Genomic DNA, 16,233 nt, shown 5'->3' on the forward strand with positions numbered 1-16,233 from the left:
GCGATCGCTCTTTTAATCAGTATAGGTAAAAAAGGACGTTCGCCAATCGTGAATTGAACTTTACAAACAAACTTTTAGTCTAGTAAAATTCATCCTCAAAATCAGATTAGCATATTATAATAACATGAAACGGGTGTTATAACTTCTGAGCAAAACAGGGATCGCCTCTGCCTCTTTTGCTAGTTACGTTGCACCCAGCTACTTGCTGCGATTAGAAAATGCCTATAATATCTTTTAGCATCTTCTAGCTAAAAAGCAATTTATGGAACCTTTAGCAAAAGAACGCTGTGCCGCGTGCAGCCCAAACTCTCCCCGCGTCACAGCTTACGAAATTGTCCAGCTAAAACCTCAAATTCCCGACTGGAATTTAATCGAAAAAAATGGCATTCCCCAAATAGAACGCACCTACGAATTCCCGGATTTCAAAAGTGCGATCGCCTTTACAAACAGCGTCGGCGAAGCAGCAGAAACCGAAGGACATCACCCCGCACTATTAACCGAGTGGGGAAAAGTTACCGTTACTTGGTGGACTCACGCGATTTCTGGACTGCACCGCAATGACTTTATTATGGCTGCGAAAACAGATGCGATCGCCAATCAATTCTCAAAATAAAATCCGACTTATAGCCCGATCGTAGTCTAAGAACTCACAGCTCCGGGTACCAGCGGAGAAAGCCGTTGATTCCCATTCAACAACTCCAGATTCAGTCGGTAGCCGACATTCCGTACAGTTTGAATCAGGCTCGGCTGTCGCGGGTCGATTTCGATTTTTTTACGCAGAGAGAGTACGTGAGTGTCGATCGTCCGGGGGTTATCAATAGCATCGGGCCAGGCGCGACGCAGTAAATCCGAGCGCGACAGCGGAACTCCCCCAGCTTGAGCTAGCACGTACAGCAGGCTAAATTCCTGGGGAGTCAGCTCAATATGTTCCTCGTACAACCTGACTCGGCGCTGCACCAAATCAATTTTCAGCAGCCCGCACTCCAGCGTCGCCGGCGGTATCATCGTGCGGTTGCGGCGCATCAAAGCTTCCACCCTCGCCATAAATTCTTGCATCCCAAAGGGTTTAGTCAGGTAATCGTCTGCCCCCGCCTTCAAACCTTCAACAATATCTGATTCCGAATTCCGCGCCGACAGCATCAAAATCAGTGACTGCTGCTGCTGTTGCAGCCATTGGCAAAATTCCAAACCGTCCCCATCCGGCAATTGGGCATCCAGAATGACTAGGGTTGGCTGGCGGCTGAAAAATATTTCCCTAGCGTGACTGATATCCGCTGACTGGTGCACCCAGTGACCGACTTGCTGTAGATGCCAGCCCAAGAGCGATCGCAGGTGCGGATTCCCTTCAACAATTGAAATACTTGCAGATTCCACAGAGGCGAGCTTCCCATATCACTAATTGCTACAAGGTTAACAGAGCTTTTGTCAAGCTTTTGTAACCATCGCTACTCAAGCATGAGCTGCGTTTAAAGCAGCGGACACACCCAGGGTACGAATGTTAAAGATTGGGTTAATTTGGCAGGGTCAGCCTGCAGAAAGGTTAAATCATTATGGCGATGAGCTTACAATGAAAATAAGACAGTGTAAAGCCGATCGACCCCATGCCCCAACCGCCTGCTAAAAGCGATCCCCCCGACCCAGCCCCCACTCCCAGGAGGTTGACAAATCGCGCAAGTGAAACTAGAATTCCTCCAACCGTTCGCTCGGTAGCCGGAACACTCAGCCACTTTGACCGCCAAATTCAGCAACATCCCGACTCCATTCAACGCACAGCGAATTATCTAGGTGCGCGCAAAAAGTCGAGCAACTGCATTGCAACGAGTGAAATTTTTTATGGAGGGTAGCCTGTTGAGCAGGGTAAAAACTTTTATTTAGAAATAGCCTGAAGCTGAGCCACTCAGCATCAATCGAGGCCATTCCTAAATCCCGCCGTCATTATACAAACCACAAAGGATTTCAACCTCACACCATGCTACAAGACACCCAAACAATCCGGCACTACCAGAAACTCACCGACGCCCTCGTCGAAATGTGGAATAGAGGTTATCGCTTCGATGACCTGCGGCTTTACTTAGACGGGTATTTAGCAGCCCTGCGGCATTCCAACGGTCTGGAACCCTATCTGATTCACAGACTAGAGGAAGAAGCAGCGCGTTACATTCACGACCCCTCCAATTTTGCAATGCCACAGACCCAAACTGAAGCCGACTACTATTAAATAGCAAATTCGGTTTGATAAACCCTTGATGAATTGGGAATTGGGAATTGGGAATTGGGAATTGGGAATTGGGAATTGGGAACTTGTACTGCGCTTAACTCGTGCCCTCGCCGTGCTGGGGAACCGATGTCCAGAGGCTCGGCTTCGCTTTCGGAGCATAAAAATTGGATGTTGTCGAGCCGACCGCATTGTGTTCCTAGGCTCTGCCTGGTAACGAAAAATTAAGTAAACAACCTAATTCAACGTAAAACGCGATTGCTGTTATTTCCCCGACTTCTTTAAGAGGTCGGGGAGATGTTTTTTCTGTCTAATTTAAGAAGCCAAAGCCACTTCTACAACTTCTTGCAATTCGCCCTTTTGATACATCTCGATCATAATATCCGAGCCCCCAATAAACTCCCCGTTGATATAGACTTGGGGAATTGTCGGCCATTGGGAATACTCTTTAACGCCTTGACGAATTTCCTGGTCTGCTAAAACATCGACAGTTTCGTAAGGCACTCCCAAAGTATTGAGAATTTGCACCACAGTATTAGAGAAACCGCACTGGGGCATTAACTTATTGCCCTTCATAAATACCATGATTTTGTTTTGCTTAACCAACTCGTCAATTCTTTCATGTGCTGCTGTAGTCATGGTAGCTCCTAATATTGTTTGAAAATTTTTAAACGTTGATTGACGCAGAAACCGGGTTTTTTACGAAAATCTTTCGTTACAGCCATAGATTCCGGTTAAAAAAACCGGTTTCTTTGGTTTGCGCGCGTAAGTGCAGCAGTTGTCTCTCAAGCAACTCTTGACACCAGCACAAACTTGTGATACCCAATTGCTACTCAACAATTAAGCAACTTGACTTTTCGCTTCCCATTCTGCGGGAGTTAAGGTTTCCAAGCCCAAAGCGTGGATGGCTTCACTAGCCATTGCCTGTTTGAGAGCGCCGTAGACCAGTTGGTGCTGCTGTACTCGGCTTTTTCCTTCAAAGGCTGCAGAGACAACTCTCGCCTGGTAGTGGTCACCGCCACCGGTTAAATCCTCAACTTGTATTTTAGCGTCGGGCAACCCTGCCTTAATCATTTCTGCTACTTGAGACGGTGTAACCATTGGTTTCTCTGATAAACGGCTGTAATTTAGATTTTAGTGGAACTATTTTTTCGATGAGCTCGGTTGACTGCTGGCAGGCCGGGGAAAGGGCGAATCCACAAAACCCAATTCCAGTAACTGCTGGTAAGCTTTCTTGCCCAAGTCGCGAGTTGGCTGCTGCGATCGAATAATCTGAATCAGCAGGGGCACAGCCAGTTCCGGCTTATTTTGCGCCCGGTGTACCAACGCCAGCCGGTAGGTAGCTTCGTCGCGCATTTGGGCCGTTTCTACAGCTTTGGTGCGGTGGCTTTCGGCCAAGCGGATGTCAATTCCGGCAAAACTGCTCCCCAGTTGTTGGTAGAAGTTGGACAGTTGATTGAAAATTTGGCGGGATTCTTGGAGTTTTTGACTGGCGAGTGCGTAATTCTGAGTGGAAATAGCACTGCTGGCTTCTGTCATCAAACGCTGGCCTCCTTGGACGCTCAGCAAGCTGCTGTCTTGCGTGAGAGGGCGAAGATTGTTAGGGTCTGTGGGGTCGTCGGCGGGTTCAACTTGCAGTTGGTTCTCTGGCCCAGAAGGTTGTTGTGCTTGGACTGAGAGCGGTTGCAACAGGGTAAAAGCTGCGATCGCCCCGATCGTAATCCGGGCAGTGGAGCGAAGCCAGCAAACAGTTCCAGAGTATACCATGAAATTACTTTGCGCCTGTGCGCTTTAAAAAAATATTTAGCTTGAGCCGATCTTACCATTGGCGATCGCAACCGGCTAAGTGTAAACCAAATTTGTTGAAATGTCAAAGGGTTCGATCGGGCAAAAGGCTCAAAACGAGTTTTCTGTGAGGTGGTCTATCTGAAAAACGCACTGCTATCGAATAAAAATCGGCGGTTGAAACCGATCCTACACAAACTTTCGTCCCTCTATAACAGGCTAATGGATTTATGTAAGGCGCTTATAGCGAACCCTACCGCTGTTAGTTACAGTTTCAAACCCCTCAGGGTAAAAACCTGCCTGACAGCTTATAAATATGTTTGATAAATCTACATCAAAATTCAACAGGAACATTTGTGATGGTACAACCAACCAAACCGACCTCCGAAACTCTCCAAAATTATCAAGGTATCGGAGTTCCAGAAGAAAGTCTGGCAGTAATTTTGCAGCGCGGTGGCGATGAATTGCTGCTGTCAAAAGCGGACGATCGCTTTACAGTCCGCCCCTCATCAACAGCGTCAGCCTCAAACGATTGGGCTGCAACAACTGGGGCAAAACTCAACCGTCGCGTCGGCCAAAGCAATCTCGAAGAATATCTCGTTGCGCCCTCTAGCCTAGAAGCAGCAATGCAAGCAGCCCGTGCCAGCGATGCTGTAGCTTTTGCCAGCCACGTCTATTGCCCCGCGAACAATCCGAGTACATTCTTTTATTTAACCGATCAAATTACAATTCAATTTGGCGAACAAGTAGACGAACAATCGCGAAAGGCGATCGCCAATGCAGCAGCTTTAAAAATAGTCCGGCCAGTAGAAGGAATTCCCAACACTTTCGTCTGCGAAGTCACAAAACAAGCAACAGAAAACCCGGTCAAAATTGCCAACCGCCTGACAAGATATCCAGAAGTTCTGGTAGCGGAACCCAACATTTTAGTAGAGACGCAGCAGCATTACACGCCCCGCGATCCGCTTTATCCCAAACAGTGGTATCTCAACAACAAAGGCGGCAACCAACTTGTCGGCGGCGCTCAAATTTATGCCGAACCAGCTTGGGACATGACTCGCGGAGTTCGATCTATCGTAATTGCGATCGCCGACGATTCAGTTGACATCACCCACCCAGATTTTCAAGGCCAAGGCAAAATCGTCTCACCCATCGATTTCAAAGAGGGCGACACTTCCCCGATGCCAGTCGCAGACTCAGACAACCACGGCACAAGTTGTGCCGGCGTGGCCGTTGCTGAAGAAAACGGCAAAGGCATTGTCGGCGTCGCCCCCGGCTGCGCCCTGATGCCCATCCGTACCAGTGGTTTTCTCGATGACAATTCTGTCGAAAAAATATTTAATTGGGCAATAGATAAAGGTGCCGCGGTCATTTCTTGCAGTTGGGGGCCTTCAGCAGTTTACTATCCCCTTTCCCTGCGACAGAGTGCCGTCATCACCAAAGCAGCAACCCAAGGGCGGGGCGGCAGAGGCTGCGTTATTCTGTTCGCGGCGGGCAATGCCAACCGCCCAGTCAACGGTACTGTTAACGAGAAAGGCTGGCCCAACAACGTCGTGGAGGGTCAAACTAGATGGCTGGCAGGATTTGCCGTTCACCCAGATGTAATTGCCGTCAGCGCTTCCACTTCCCTCAACAAAAAAGCAGCCTACAGCAATTGGGGCACAAGCATCTCGGTTTGCGCCCCCAGCAACAACGCACCGCCGGGAACTTGGTTGCCAGAAACCGGATTTATCGCCACGCCGCCGGAGGTAAGGCAGTATTTGCCCGGTTTGGGGGTGTTTACTGCCGATCGAGTGGGCGATCGGGGCTACGACATGGGGGACTATACTGATACTTTTGGCGGTACTTCCAGCGCCACTCCAGTAGTCGCTGGGGTTGCAGGGTTGATACTTTCGGCTAACCCCCGTTTGACGGCGCGGGAAGTGCGGGGAATTCTCGAACAAACTGCTGAGAAAATTGTCGATCTCGATCCCGATCCCCAGTTGGGCAATCGCCTGGGAAATTACGATCCTAACAACGGTCGCAGCGATTGGTTTGGTTACGGGAAAGTGAATGCTTTTAAAGCTGTGCAAGCTGCGGTGAGAAAGGGCGGCGGCAATCCGAATATCGGGGGTGCGGTGTTCAGCGATATTTCTGGACATTGGGCACAGAAGTTTATTGAAGCTTTGGCTGCAGCGAATATAATTAGCGGTTTTCCTGACGGTTCTTTTAGACCTGATGATAGTTTAAACCGTGCTCAATATGCGGCGCTGTTGGTGAGTGCGTTTAGTCCGATTCCGAGGGTGCCGGCTACAAATTTTATTGATGTTTCTGCTAGTTTTTGGGCGAGAAGTGCGATCGAACGGGCAAATCGGGGGGGGTTTTTGGCGGGGTTTCCGGGGTTGAAGTTCGGCCCGAATCAGAATTTGACTAAGGCTGACGCGATCGTGTCTTTGGTTAACGGTTTGGAACTCAAGGGCGGCAATCCTGATTCTTTGAAAGTTTACAACGATCGTTCTCAAATTCCTAATTATGCTTTGAGTGCGATCGCCACAGCAACTGCTTTGAAGATTGTGGTTAATTATCCTTCCCGCGATTGGCTTTCGCCGCAGCGGGATATTACCCGCGGCGAGATTTCGGCTTTGATTTACCAGACTTTGGTGGCAATTAATCGGGCTAAGGCGATCGATTCTCCCTACATTGTCTAGCCAAAAACAGTAAAACTGGTTCGATCGTTCGGACTTCAGTCCTCATAAAATCCGAGGACTGAAGTCGCTATAATTCGCGGCCAGTCAAAGCACTTTGTGGGTAAGTCCTGACGAAGCGATCGCTCTTGCGATGATAGCTTTACATATCGAGTTACTTTCCGGGAAATCCAGGGTTTCAGACTGCGAATTAAAAACAGTCCGGACTATTGCAATAAGATGAGTTACATCTGCAGAATATGAGCCACAACTGCGCGTAGTGAATCAGAGAGATTGGGAAAGCCGAGAGTCAAGGTGAATGAACTTTTGTAAAGGTTTGCGGAAATCGCGAACATTACTGTGGCACAGACCTATATAATAACCCAATCACCCGTCAAGCCAAGACTTTTGATCGAAATCATTAATTAATAGGCTCTTTTCACTCATTTTCCAAATAGGCAAATCTTTTGCGTTCGGATCTTCAAGGTGCCTCTTTTGACTGAACCTACCTTGTAAAAAGGAAAAACTCAAATGCCAAAAAGATCGTTGGAACTCTTCGGCGATGGTCGCGTATACGAAATCAAAGACGACCTAGCTATTAAAGTCACGGAGACTAATGGGCAAGTAAAAGCATTAATTGATGCTTTAAGCTTCAGTGTGGCTAAAACATATCATATTCATCCTCCAGACGAACAACCTCCTGATGTGGTAGAACCCAGAGGTTCAAAGCATATCAATCAAGAAGGTTTCAAGCTTCTCACTACCTTTGAAGGATGTGAACTCACTGCTTATGATGATGGCGGTGGAGTTTGGACAATTGGTTACGGACACACTGGCGATGATGTTTATCCAGGACTTACTATTAGCCAAACGCAAGCAGAAGAATTGCTGAGAGAAGATTTAGAAAAGTTTGAATCCTATGTTGAGGATGCCGTTGAAGTTGAGATCGATGACAACCAGTTTTCTGCACTGGTTTGCTTCTGTTTCAACGTGGGGCCAGGAACAGAAGGTTTTGGAGGTTCAACTCTTCTAAAGTTATTGAACGACGGAGATTATCAAGGAGCAGCCAATCAGTTTCCTGTGTGGAATAAAGTCAATGGTGAACCCTGGCTAGGGCTGACACGCAGGCGCTTGGCCGAGCAAGCTCTGTTTTTAGGAATGCCTGCTGTTCGGGTTCTCACACTTACCGAGCCAATAATCGAAGGTGAGGATGTGCGTCAAGTCCAAGAATCGCTGATCGCCGCAGGAATAAATGTTTCAGCAGATGGCGTTTTTGGTAAAGACACCGATCGTGGTGTGCGACAGTTTCAAGAGCAAAAAGGGCTAACGGCGGACGGTGTTGTCGGTGTCCAAACACGCAAAGAATTGGGACTATAAAATCGATTGTGTAACCAATTAGACTGCCACAATCAAGTAATTTTCAAAAGCTATGTGGAGGTAAGGTGCGGTGTGCATCGCCTACGGATAGAGTTTATGAATCCAGGACTGACCAAATTCAAATTGATTGGATAAAACCATGACTAACTCAAGCGACATTCTATTTAATCAACCTGTAATTATCGAAGCCTGTGAAGAATTTGTCCAACGGGATATGTTGGAGCTTAGAGGCAGTTTTCCGGGATTGCTCCAAGATGCCCCCATGTCTTCGACTGCCGTGGTCAACGGCTTATCTCAACAGTTGATTTATCAACTACAACTGATGATGCCAGATGCCTTTGTCAGTTTTGATGACCTTAATGTAGACTTGCTGGATGCAGCTTTTCCCTACGTACAAACCCCGGCAAAAGAGGCTCTTCAGAGAGCCATTCAAGATCGAGGTCAAACGATGCAGGTGAACTCTGCTTACCGCACGATCGCCCAGCAAATGTTATTGTATAACGATCGCTTCAACAACGCTAATCCTGTAGCGCCACCAGGCACCAGCAATCACCAAACAGGGCTAGCGATCGACATTGAAGATGCCATAGGCTGGGAATCTTATTTGATGCAATATGGCTGGCAGCCATTACCGGGCGATCCGCCTCACTTCGACTACATAGGCGACGGGACGATCGATCTTCGGAGTAACTCAATACTCGCATTTCAGCAGCTTTGGAATCAGAACAACCCGGATGCAAAGATTAGCGAGGATGGCGGCTTTGGCCCCCAAACCGAGGATGCACTTAATCGATCGCCTGCTCAAGGGTTTGCTAAAGCGCCGTGGGATGACAAGCCCAGAACGTTGCGCTTGGCGATGCCCAGAATGGAAGGCTCAGATGTAATCAAGCTTCAGGAAGGCTTGAAAAAGGCTGGCGTTGTAGTTGGGGTTGATGGTGAATTTGGGCCGGGAACAGATACAGCCGTCAAGGAATTTCAGCAGAAAAAAGGTTTGAAGCCCGACGGAATTGTCGCTCTCAAAACCCGCGAACAAATGGCTTGAGGTGTTAGCGCGATCGAGTTCACCAAACCTGGAACAGAACTTCCTCCGCCTTCGGTGGAAGTTCCGTTTATAGCTCAGCTTGTGGGTTTGGGCAGGTTTTGCTTCCAAGTGTCACAAATTGCAGTAGCGCTATAATTGGCAATCTTTTTGATAATCAACGTAGCGAGGAGAGTAGCAATAGCAGGAGCAAGTCCCAGTCCAGAGATGAGAACAGGAGCTAACATCCCAGCAGCTTTAGTGTAATTCTGGCCGATCGCTTCATCCAGGATTTTCTGAGTCTGCGGATCGTTTCCGAGGGGTTGGCACATCAGCTCGTAAACTAAGGGATTAACGCGATCGAACAACCGCTGGCCAGCTTCTAGGAGCTTGAGATCGATCGATGCTCTAGCGGCAACATTCACATCAATAGAATCCAGGGAAGCTGAGTCTATCCCTCTGGTTCCACGTCCAGCCGCATCATCCTCTATGGCTTGAGCGCGATCGCCAATTTGTGCTGCTAGCTGATCCTCATCAAGTTCCCACAAACTTTCTACAATAACTTCAATTTCTGCCATGATTACTTGTCTCCCGACTATGGTTAACTAGAATATTGCTGATTATCCTTTGCCTGCGAAGCTGATGAGTGAAAACCCGTCAATATAGCTTAACGAATGCCTAGCTACACATCGGCAATCTTAACCATTCTTTAGACAAGTGCGATCGACCCATCAAACTGCTGCTAAGTATGTAACCTTTAAATCGCCAGAAAGTTACTATCGAACCGGAAATAAAGCAAACACAGTTAAATTTGTTGAAGAACTCAAGCAAATCAATCCCACTGGTTATGATTGGTTTACATTTTGTCACACTTTAAAGTTACTTAACGCACATCAAAGATTCTATTGCCAGCTTAGTATACTAACAATACTCGGGACAGTTTTTGGAACGATACTATAAGCTTTAGAGGGCAAGAATCATAAAAAAGTCGAATTAAATGCCGCGTCAGGGGTGGAGCTGACATCGATTTAATTATCCGCAGTGGCTCAAAGTCAAGCGAGAATAAGCCATTGGGCCATATAAAAACTGTCCGGACTATTGGTACTAAGACTGAACTGTATAGTAATAGAAATACCTTTACCCGTTTAAGTAAAAGAACTCTCCTTAAGCAAACAAAGGTAAAAGCTCCAGAAAACCAGAGCAATTCCCGAACCCATGACTAACAACACCCCAGTCAAAACAATTCTGATTCTGGCAGCCAATCCCACCAATACCGTTCCCCTGCGATTGGAGCAAGAGATCCGGGAAATTGACGAAGGATTGCGACGGGCAAATAAACGAGAACAGTATAAATTAGAACAAAAATGGGCCGTGCGTTCCCGTGACTTTTACCGAGCTATTTTAGATTATCAACCCAACATTGTCCACTTTTGCGGACATGGTGCTGGCTCAGAGGGAATTGTCCTAGAAGACGATACCGGAAAAATGGCGCTGGTGCAGACAAACGCCCTAGCTAGTATGTTTAAATTGTTTGCCCAGAAAGGTGTAGATTGTGTAATTCTCAATGCTTGTTATTCCGAAGTACAGGCGGAGGCAATTAGCCAATACGTTAATTATGTCATTGGCATGAATCGAGCCGTGGGAGATCGAGCAGCCCTTGCCTTTGCTGTAGGGTTTTATGATGCGATTGCTGCTGGATATACGCTCGAAGAATCCTACGAGTTAGGTTGCTCGCAGATGATGAGTTTCCGAGAGCATGAAACTCCTGTTTTCAAGAAAAAGAATTTAATTTATGCTCCGATTGCTCAGGGTGTAATTGCTGTTGAAGATGAGATTCCGCCCAATCCTTACCAAGGATTGTCTGCCTTTGGCGAAGAAGATGCCAACTTCTTTTTCGGACAGGAAAAATTTGTCAGTAATTTAGTAGAAGTAACGTACAAACAACCTTTGGTAGCCGTGGTTGGGCCAAGTGGCAGTGGTAAATCTTCTGTGGTATATGCAGGATTAATTCCCAAATTGCGAAAAGAAGAAAACTGGTTAATTGAATCTTTCCGTCCCGGCAAAGAACCGTTGGTGCAGTTAGCTTTTACCTTGGTGCGGCACTTAGAACCCGAAGCAGGTGAAACTCAACAACTGCGGTCAGCGGTGGGATTGGCAAGTGATATGCAGCAAGGTAAAATTACCTTGCTGCAAGTAATATCTCGCATTTTTGAGCGCAACCCAGGTAAACGGTTGTTGTTAGTTGCAGACCAATTTGAGGAACTGTACACCCTTTGTCAGGTCAAGGAAGAACAGGAACGATTTGCTGATGGATTGCTAACGGCAATTGCTCAAGAAAACATTACCTTGGTTTTGACTTTACGAGCTGATTTTTACGGTTATGTGCTTTCTTATCGTCCGTTGCGCGATGCCTTGCAGGAGTATACACCGCAGTTACTCAGTTCCATGAAACGGGAGGAATTACAGGCAGCGATTGAATTACCTGCTCAAAAATTGGAAGTACAATTAGAGGGACAATTAACCCAAAGCATTCTCGATGATGTGGGAGAAGAACCAGGGAATTTACCCTTATTAGAATTTGCCTTAACTCGCTTGTGGGAAAAGCAAATAAACCGAGAGTTAACTCACCAAGCTTATGAAGAAATTGGCGGAGTGAAAAAAGCCATTGCCAATCATGCCGAACAGGTTTATCAAAAACTGAGTGAAACCGAGAAAAAACAGGCACAGCGAATATTTGTGCAATTAGTGCGTCCGGGGGAAGGAACGGAGGATACCAGGCGCGTTGCTAGCCGTGCGGAAGTGGGGGAAGATAACTGGAATTTGGTGAGTTATTTAGCGGGATATCAAGCGCGGTTGATAGTAACGGGACGACAAGAAGAGGAAGATACAGTAGAAGTGGTGCATGAAGCACTGATTCGGGAATGGGGAACTCTGCGGGAGTGGATGAATGCTAACCGTCAGTTTCGGACTTGGCAAGAACGGTTGAAGGTGGCCCTGCGGGAGTGGAAAAATGATAACCATGACTCTGGGGCATTGTTGCGTGGTGTGCCGTTGACTGTGGCGGAAGATTGGTTGCGTAAACGTGCAGATGAGATGACACAGGAGGAGCGAGATTTTATTCAGGTTAGCGTTAAAGAACGAGATAGAGAGAGACAGGAACGGGAACGCGGACGGCGACTAACAATTATTGGACTAAGTGGCTTTTCGGTAATAGCTTTGGGTTTAGCTGGAGTAGCTGGTATTGGTTGGTGGCGTGCTGCTATTAATGAAATTAATTCTCTGGCTCAATATTCCGATACGCTTTTACATTTAGATGGCTCAAAAGCTATCAAAACAAGTTTAAAAGCAGTTCTGCAAATGCGACGTACACCTTGGGTAGATGTCCATACCCACACCCACGTAGAACTGTCATTATTAAATACAGTTTCCAATGTGGCAGCACCAAACACTTTGGGCGGCCATACAAGCTGGGTTTCGGCTGTCAGTTTTAGCCCCAATGGCAAGTTGCTGGCCACTGGCAGTGGCGACAACGCTGTGAAACTGTGGGACACCTCCACGGGTAAAGAAATTAAAACCCTCACCGGGCATACAAACTCGGTTAGGACTGTTAGTTTCAGCCCCAATGGCAAGCTGCTAGCTACTGGCAGTGGTGACACTACCGTGAAACTATGGGATACCTCCACGGGTAAAGAAATTAAAACCCTCACCGGGCATACAAACTTACTTAATGCTGTCAGCTTCAGCCCCAATAGCAAGCTGCTGGCCACCGGCAGTGATGACAACACCGTGAAACTGTGGGATACCACCGCCGGCAAAGAAATTAAAACCTTCACCGGGCATACAAACTCGGTTTATGCTGTCAGTTTCAGCCCCGATGGCAAGCTGCTGGCCACTGGCAGTCATGACAATACCGTCAAGCTGTGGAATACCACTACCGGCAAAGAAATTAAAACCCTCACCGGGCATACAAACTCGGTTTATGCTGTCAGTTTCAGCCCCAATGGCAAGCTGCTGGCCACTGGCAGTGCTGACAACACGGTGAAACTGTGGGATATCACCACCGGCAAAGAAATTAAAACCTTCACCGGGCATATAAAGGCGGTTTTTGCGGTCAGTTTTATTCCCAATGGCAAGCTGCTGGCCACTGGCAGTGCTGACAACACGGTGAAACTGTGGGATACCACTACCGGCAAAGAAATTAAAACCCTAACCGGGCATACAAACTCGGTTAGGGCGGTCAGTTTTAGCCCCAATAGCAAGCTGCTGGCCACCGGCAGTGATGACAATACCGTCAAACTGTGGAATACCACTACCGGCAAAGAAATTACAATCCTCACCGGGCATACAAACTTGGTTTATGCTGTCAGTTTCAGCCCCAATGGCAAGCTGCTGGCTACTGGCAATGGTGACAACATCGTGAAACTGTGGGACACCACTACAGGCAAAGAAATTAAAACCCTTATCGGGCATACAAAGTCGGTTTATGCTATCAGTTTCAGCCCCAATGGCAAGCTGCTGGCCACTGGCAGTGCTGACAACACCCTGAAACTGTGGGATACCAACACCGGCAAAGAAATTAAAACCCTTACCGGGCATATAAAGGCGGTTAGGGCGGTCAGTTTTAACCCGAATGGCAAGCAGCTTGCCAGTGGCAGTGCTGACAACACCGTGAAACTGTGGGATACCACCACCGGCAAAGAAATTAAAACCTTCACCGGGCATAGAAACCTGGTTTTAGCTGTCAGTTTCAACCCCGATGGCAAGCTGCTGGCAACTGGCAGTGCTGACAACACCATGAAACTGTGGGATACCAACACCGGCAAAGAAATTAAAACCCTTACCGGGCCTACAAACTCGGTTAGGTCTGTCAGTTTCAGCTCCAATGGCAAGGTGCTAGCGACTGGCAACGCTGACAACACCGTGAAACTGTGGGATACCACCACCGCTAAAGAAATTAAAACCCTCACTGGGCATGCAAACTGGGTTGTGGCTGTCAGTTTCAGCCCCAATGGTAAAATGTTGGCTACTGGCAGTGAAGACAACACGGTGAAACTGTGGGATACTACCACCGGCCAGGAAATCAAAACCCTGACGGGGCATACTAACATTGTTTATGCTGTGAGTTTCAGCCCCGATGGCAAGCAGTTGGCTACTGGTAGTGCTGACAAGACCGTGAGACTGTGGCGATGGGATTTTGATTATTTAGTTCACGAGGGATGCAATTTCATAGAAAATTATCTCAAACCTAATCCTGATGATGCAGATGCCCGTGAAATTGAACGGAATTTGTGCAAAAAGCTGTGACAATTTTAGATTGAAAACTGCATAAAAAACCCCTACTTCACTCCCATATAAAAATCAAACTTTTCCCAAACCCCTTACCCACTATCAACCATGACTAACCAAACCCCCAAGTTCTACGCCCTCCTCATCGGTATCAATTTCTACTTTCCCCATCGTTTACCAGAAGGTAACTACTACAAACACTTGCGAGGATGCGTTCAAGATATTAACCACGTCGAAACCTATTTAAAAGACACCTTCAACCTCACACCCGACCAAATTATTAAACTCACCGCTACTGCTTCCGACAATCCCAACCAACCCCAAGAACCCCCAGAACTCTTACCAACTTATGAAAATATCGTCGCCAAATTCAAAGAACTAACCGCCAAAGCCCAACCTCAAGACCGAGTATATATTCACTACTCCGGTCACGGCGGACGGGCGAAAACAATTTTTGAAGATGTCAAGGGTTCTATGGGTTTAGATGAAGCCTTGGTTCCCTGCAATATCGGTCAACCCAATTCTCACTATTTGCGCGATTTGGAATTTGCCAAACTCCTGGAAGAAATGGTGGCAAAAGAGTTAGTTGTAACCCTCGTACTCGATAGCTGTCATTCCGGTGGCGCAACCAGAGAAATGAGCGGAGATGACCGGATTCGCGGTGAAGGTTTTATTGATATGACTCTTCGACCTACAGATAGTTTAGTCGCACCGCTTCAGGAATTAGCACAAAATTGGCAAACTTCAACAGAAAATAGCCGCAATATTACCGTCGTCAATGGTTTGTTACCAGAACCGAAAGGTTATACCTTAATAGCAGCTTGTCGGGATCAGGAATTTGCTTATGAAAAGGTTTTTGAAGGGACGGAACGCAACGGCGCTTTGACGTATTTTTTATTAAAAGCTTTGCGACAACACGGGCCAGAACTTGCTGTAGAAGATTTATTCAATCATATATCTAATCAAGTTCACAATGAATTTGACCGACAAACACCGATGTTGATAGGTGAGATAAATCGCTCTTTTTTAGGCGGTCAATCTGTTGGGATTAATCGTAATGTGCCGGTGATGAAACTCGATATTAAGAAGAACAGAGTTCAGCTACAAATAGGGCAAGCAAGCGGAATAAAAAAAGGAGCAGAATTCGAGATTTTGAAATTCAGGACGAGGGATATTAAAGATAGTGATAACCTTGTGGCGACAGTTAAAGTTGTAGAGTTGGGGGCATCCGACTGTTGGGCAGAAGTAACGAAGCTACACAACGAATTTATAACCAGAGAACCCCTTCCTAAATTAACAGAAGGAATGATTGAAATAGGTTCACCTGCTGTCTATGTAGGGCCACCGTTGGAACAAATTCGCAAAGTTCGCGTTCTTCTGCCTGACCCGTTACCGCAAATTATTGGTGTAGATTTGTCATCACTTCCTGGTATACTCGAAACTCAAAAACAGGAAGTTGAAAATCATAGCTGGATAGAATTCTGTCCAGAAACCGAAAAAGATGAGAAGGTGAATTATTTTGTTTCCGTGAATTCTCAAGGAGAATATTTGATTTTAGATGCTAATAAAGAACCTATCAAAAATGTTCTTTTTCCGATCAAAGTTGATGCACCTGAAGCAGCTAAAAAGCTAATTAATCGCTTAATCCATATTACCATATATCAAAATCGTTTGGAGTGGGATAATGAAGATGGTTTTTCTTCCTTAAATGGCAAACTTAAGGTTGAATTGGTTAAATCAGTCAAACCGGAACCTGTAGTTTTAAATGCTGGTGGTAAGGTTCCTGTATTAGAAAAAGGTGCAGAACTTGTTTATAGCGTTTTTCACAGCTATGAGGTACACTTAGTAAAGTAAAACTATTGAGAGGAAAATCATCAATGCAACCGTAT

Annotated in this window: 12 protein-coding genes; 7 read left to right on the forward strand and 5 right to left on the reverse strand. The window is 46.6% G+C overall.

All coding sequences use genetic code 11. From position 1 onward, the window contains the following. Window positions 1-262: 262 nt before the first annotated feature. A complete protein-coding gene (locus tag QUA27_RS15000) occupies window positions 263-613 on the forward strand; it encodes a 4a-hydroxytetrahydrobiopterin dehydratase (RefSeq protein ID WP_333068822.1) in 351 nt (116 codons plus the stop codon). A 26-nt stretch (window positions 614-639) separates the two neighbouring features. Here QUA27_RS15000 and QUA27_RS15005 read toward each other — a convergent pair whose 3' ends face one another. Next, window positions 640-1,374: a response regulator transcription factor gene (locus tag QUA27_RS15005; protein WP_333068823.1), complete on the reverse strand. Its 735-nt coding sequence runs from the start codon at window positions 1,372-1,374 to the stop codon at window positions 640-642. A gap of 595 nt (window positions 1,375-1,969) precedes the next feature. On the opposite strand from QUA27_RS15005, the gene QUA27_RS15010 reads away from it, so the two are divergent. Further along, a complete protein-coding gene (locus QUA27_RS15010; RefSeq protein ID WP_006634037.1) occupies window positions 1,970-2,218 on the forward strand; it encodes a DUF6761 family protein in 249 nt (82 codons plus the stop codon). A 312-nt stretch (window positions 2,219-2,530) separates the two neighbouring features. On the opposite strand, the gene grxD is transcribed toward QUA27_RS15010, so the two are convergent. From grxD to QUA27_RS15025, 3 genes are all read right to left on the reverse strand, one after another. Then, window positions 2,531-2,854, reverse strand: coding sequence for a Grx4 family monothiol glutaredoxin (gene grxD / locus QUA27_RS15015; protein ID WP_172192602.1), 324 nt, complete (start codon window positions 2,852-2,854; stop codon window positions 2,531-2,533). 201 nt (window positions 2,855-3,055) lie between these two features. Beyond that, window positions 3,056-3,316 carry a BolA family protein gene (locus tag QUA27_RS15020; protein ID WP_333068825.1) on the reverse strand — a complete coding sequence of 87 codons (261 nt, stop codon included), beginning with the start codon at window positions 3,314-3,316 and terminating at the stop codon, window positions 3,056-3,058. 42 nt (window positions 3,317-3,358) lie between these two features. Further along, window positions 3,359-3,982, reverse strand: a complete 624-nt coding sequence (locus tag QUA27_RS15025; protein ID WP_333068826.1) for a hypothetical protein — start codon at window positions 3,980-3,982, stop codon at window positions 3,359-3,361. 377 nt (window positions 3,983-4,359) lie between these two features. Here QUA27_RS15025 and QUA27_RS15030 point away from each other — a divergent pair, with 377 nt between their 5' ends. The 3 genes from QUA27_RS15030 to QUA27_RS15040 all read left to right on the forward strand — a co-directional run bounded on the left by QUA27_RS15030 (window position 4,360) and on the right by QUA27_RS15040 (window position 9,082). After that, entirely contained in the window at window positions 4,360-6,687 is a 2,328-nt protein-coding gene (locus QUA27_RS15030; protein WP_333068827.1) for a S8 family serine peptidase, read from the forward strand. Between the two features lie 507 nt (window positions 6,688-7,194). Beyond that, window positions 7,195-8,040: a glycoside hydrolase family protein gene (locus QUA27_RS15035; RefSeq protein ID WP_333068828.1), complete on the forward strand. Its 846-nt coding sequence runs from the start codon at window positions 7,195-7,197 to the stop codon at window positions 8,038-8,040. Window positions 8,041-8,179: 139 nt separating this feature from the next. Further along, window positions 8,180-9,082, forward strand: coding sequence for a peptidoglycan-binding protein (locus tag QUA27_RS15040; RefSeq protein ID WP_333068829.1), 903 nt, complete (start codon window positions 8,180-8,182; stop codon window positions 9,080-9,082). Between the two features lie 74 nt (window positions 9,083-9,156). Here the strand turns inward: QUA27_RS15040 and QUA27_RS15045 are convergent, their stop codons facing one another. Beyond that, the gene (locus tag QUA27_RS15045; RefSeq protein ID WP_333068830.1) at window positions 9,157-9,636 is read right to left on the reverse strand and encodes a hypothetical protein; all 480 of its coding nucleotides are present in this window, start codon (window positions 9,634-9,636) and stop codon (window positions 9,157-9,159) included. A 637-nt stretch (window positions 9,637-10,273) separates the two neighbouring features. Between QUA27_RS15045 and QUA27_RS15050 the strand changes: the two genes are divergently transcribed. Both QUA27_RS15050 and QUA27_RS15055 read left to right on the forward strand, forming a co-directional pair. Further along, window positions 10,274-14,362, forward strand: coding sequence for an nSTAND1 domain-containing NTPase (locus QUA27_RS15050; RefSeq protein ID WP_333068831.1), 4,089 nt, complete (start codon window positions 10,274-10,276; stop codon window positions 14,360-14,362). A 90-nt stretch (window positions 14,363-14,452) separates the two neighbouring features. Continuing rightward, window positions 14,453-16,198: a caspase family protein gene (locus QUA27_RS15055; protein ID WP_333068832.1), complete on the forward strand. Its 1,746-nt coding sequence runs from the start codon at window positions 14,453-14,455 to the stop codon at window positions 16,196-16,198. The last annotated feature ends 35 nt before the right edge of the window (window positions 16,199-16,233 follow it).

Origin of the sequence: Microcoleus harperi Pol14_C6 (assembly GCF_036701295.1) — a bacterium.
Taxonomy (GTDB): domain Bacteria; phylum Cyanobacteriota; class Cyanobacteriia; order Cyanobacteriales; family Microcoleaceae; genus Microcoleus.

What these genes read in the sequence shown, in the direction of transcription:
- QUA27_RS15025 (WP_333068826.1), bottom strand. Translation starts at nt 3,982, where the DNA reads ATGGTATACTCTGGAACTGTTTGCTGGCTTCGCTCCACTGCCCGGATT.
- QUA27_RS15050 (WP_333068831.1), top strand. Translation starts at nt 10,274, where the DNA reads ATGACTAACAACACCCCAGTCAAAACAATTCTGATTCTGGCAGCCAAT.
- QUA27_RS15020 (WP_333068825.1), bottom strand. Translation starts at nt 3,316, where the DNA reads ATGGTTACACCGTCTCAAGTAGCAGAAATGATTAAGGCAGGGTTGCCC.
- QUA27_RS15000 (WP_333068822.1), top strand. Translation starts at nt 263, where the DNA reads ATGGAACCTTTAGCAAAAGAACGCTGTGCCGCGTGCAGCCCAAACTCT.
- QUA27_RS15040 (WP_333068829.1), top strand. Translation starts at nt 8,180, where the DNA reads ATGACTAACTCAAGCGACATTCTATTTAATCAACCTGTAATTATCGAA.
- QUA27_RS15055 (WP_333068832.1), top strand. Translation starts at nt 14,453, where the DNA reads ATGACTAACCAAACCCCCAAGTTCTACGCCCTCCTCATCGGTATCAAT.
- QUA27_RS15045 (WP_333068830.1), bottom strand. Translation starts at nt 9,636, where the DNA reads ATGGCAGAAATTGAAGTTATTGTAGAAAGTTTGTGGGAACTTGATGAG.
- QUA27_RS15030 (WP_333068827.1), top strand. Translation starts at nt 4,360, where the DNA reads ATGGTACAACCAACCAAACCGACCTCCGAAACTCTCCAAAATTATCAA.
- QUA27_RS15035 (WP_333068828.1), top strand. Translation starts at nt 7,195, where the DNA reads ATGCCAAAAAGATCGTTGGAACTCTTCGGCGATGGTCGCGTATACGAA.
- grxD (WP_172192602.1), bottom strand. Translation starts at nt 2,854, where the DNA reads ATGACTACAGCAGCACATGAAAGAATTGACGAGTTGGTTAAGCAAAAC.
- QUA27_RS15010 (WP_006634037.1), top strand. Translation starts at nt 1,970, where the DNA reads ATGCTACAAGACACCCAAACAATCCGGCACTACCAGAAACTCACCGAC.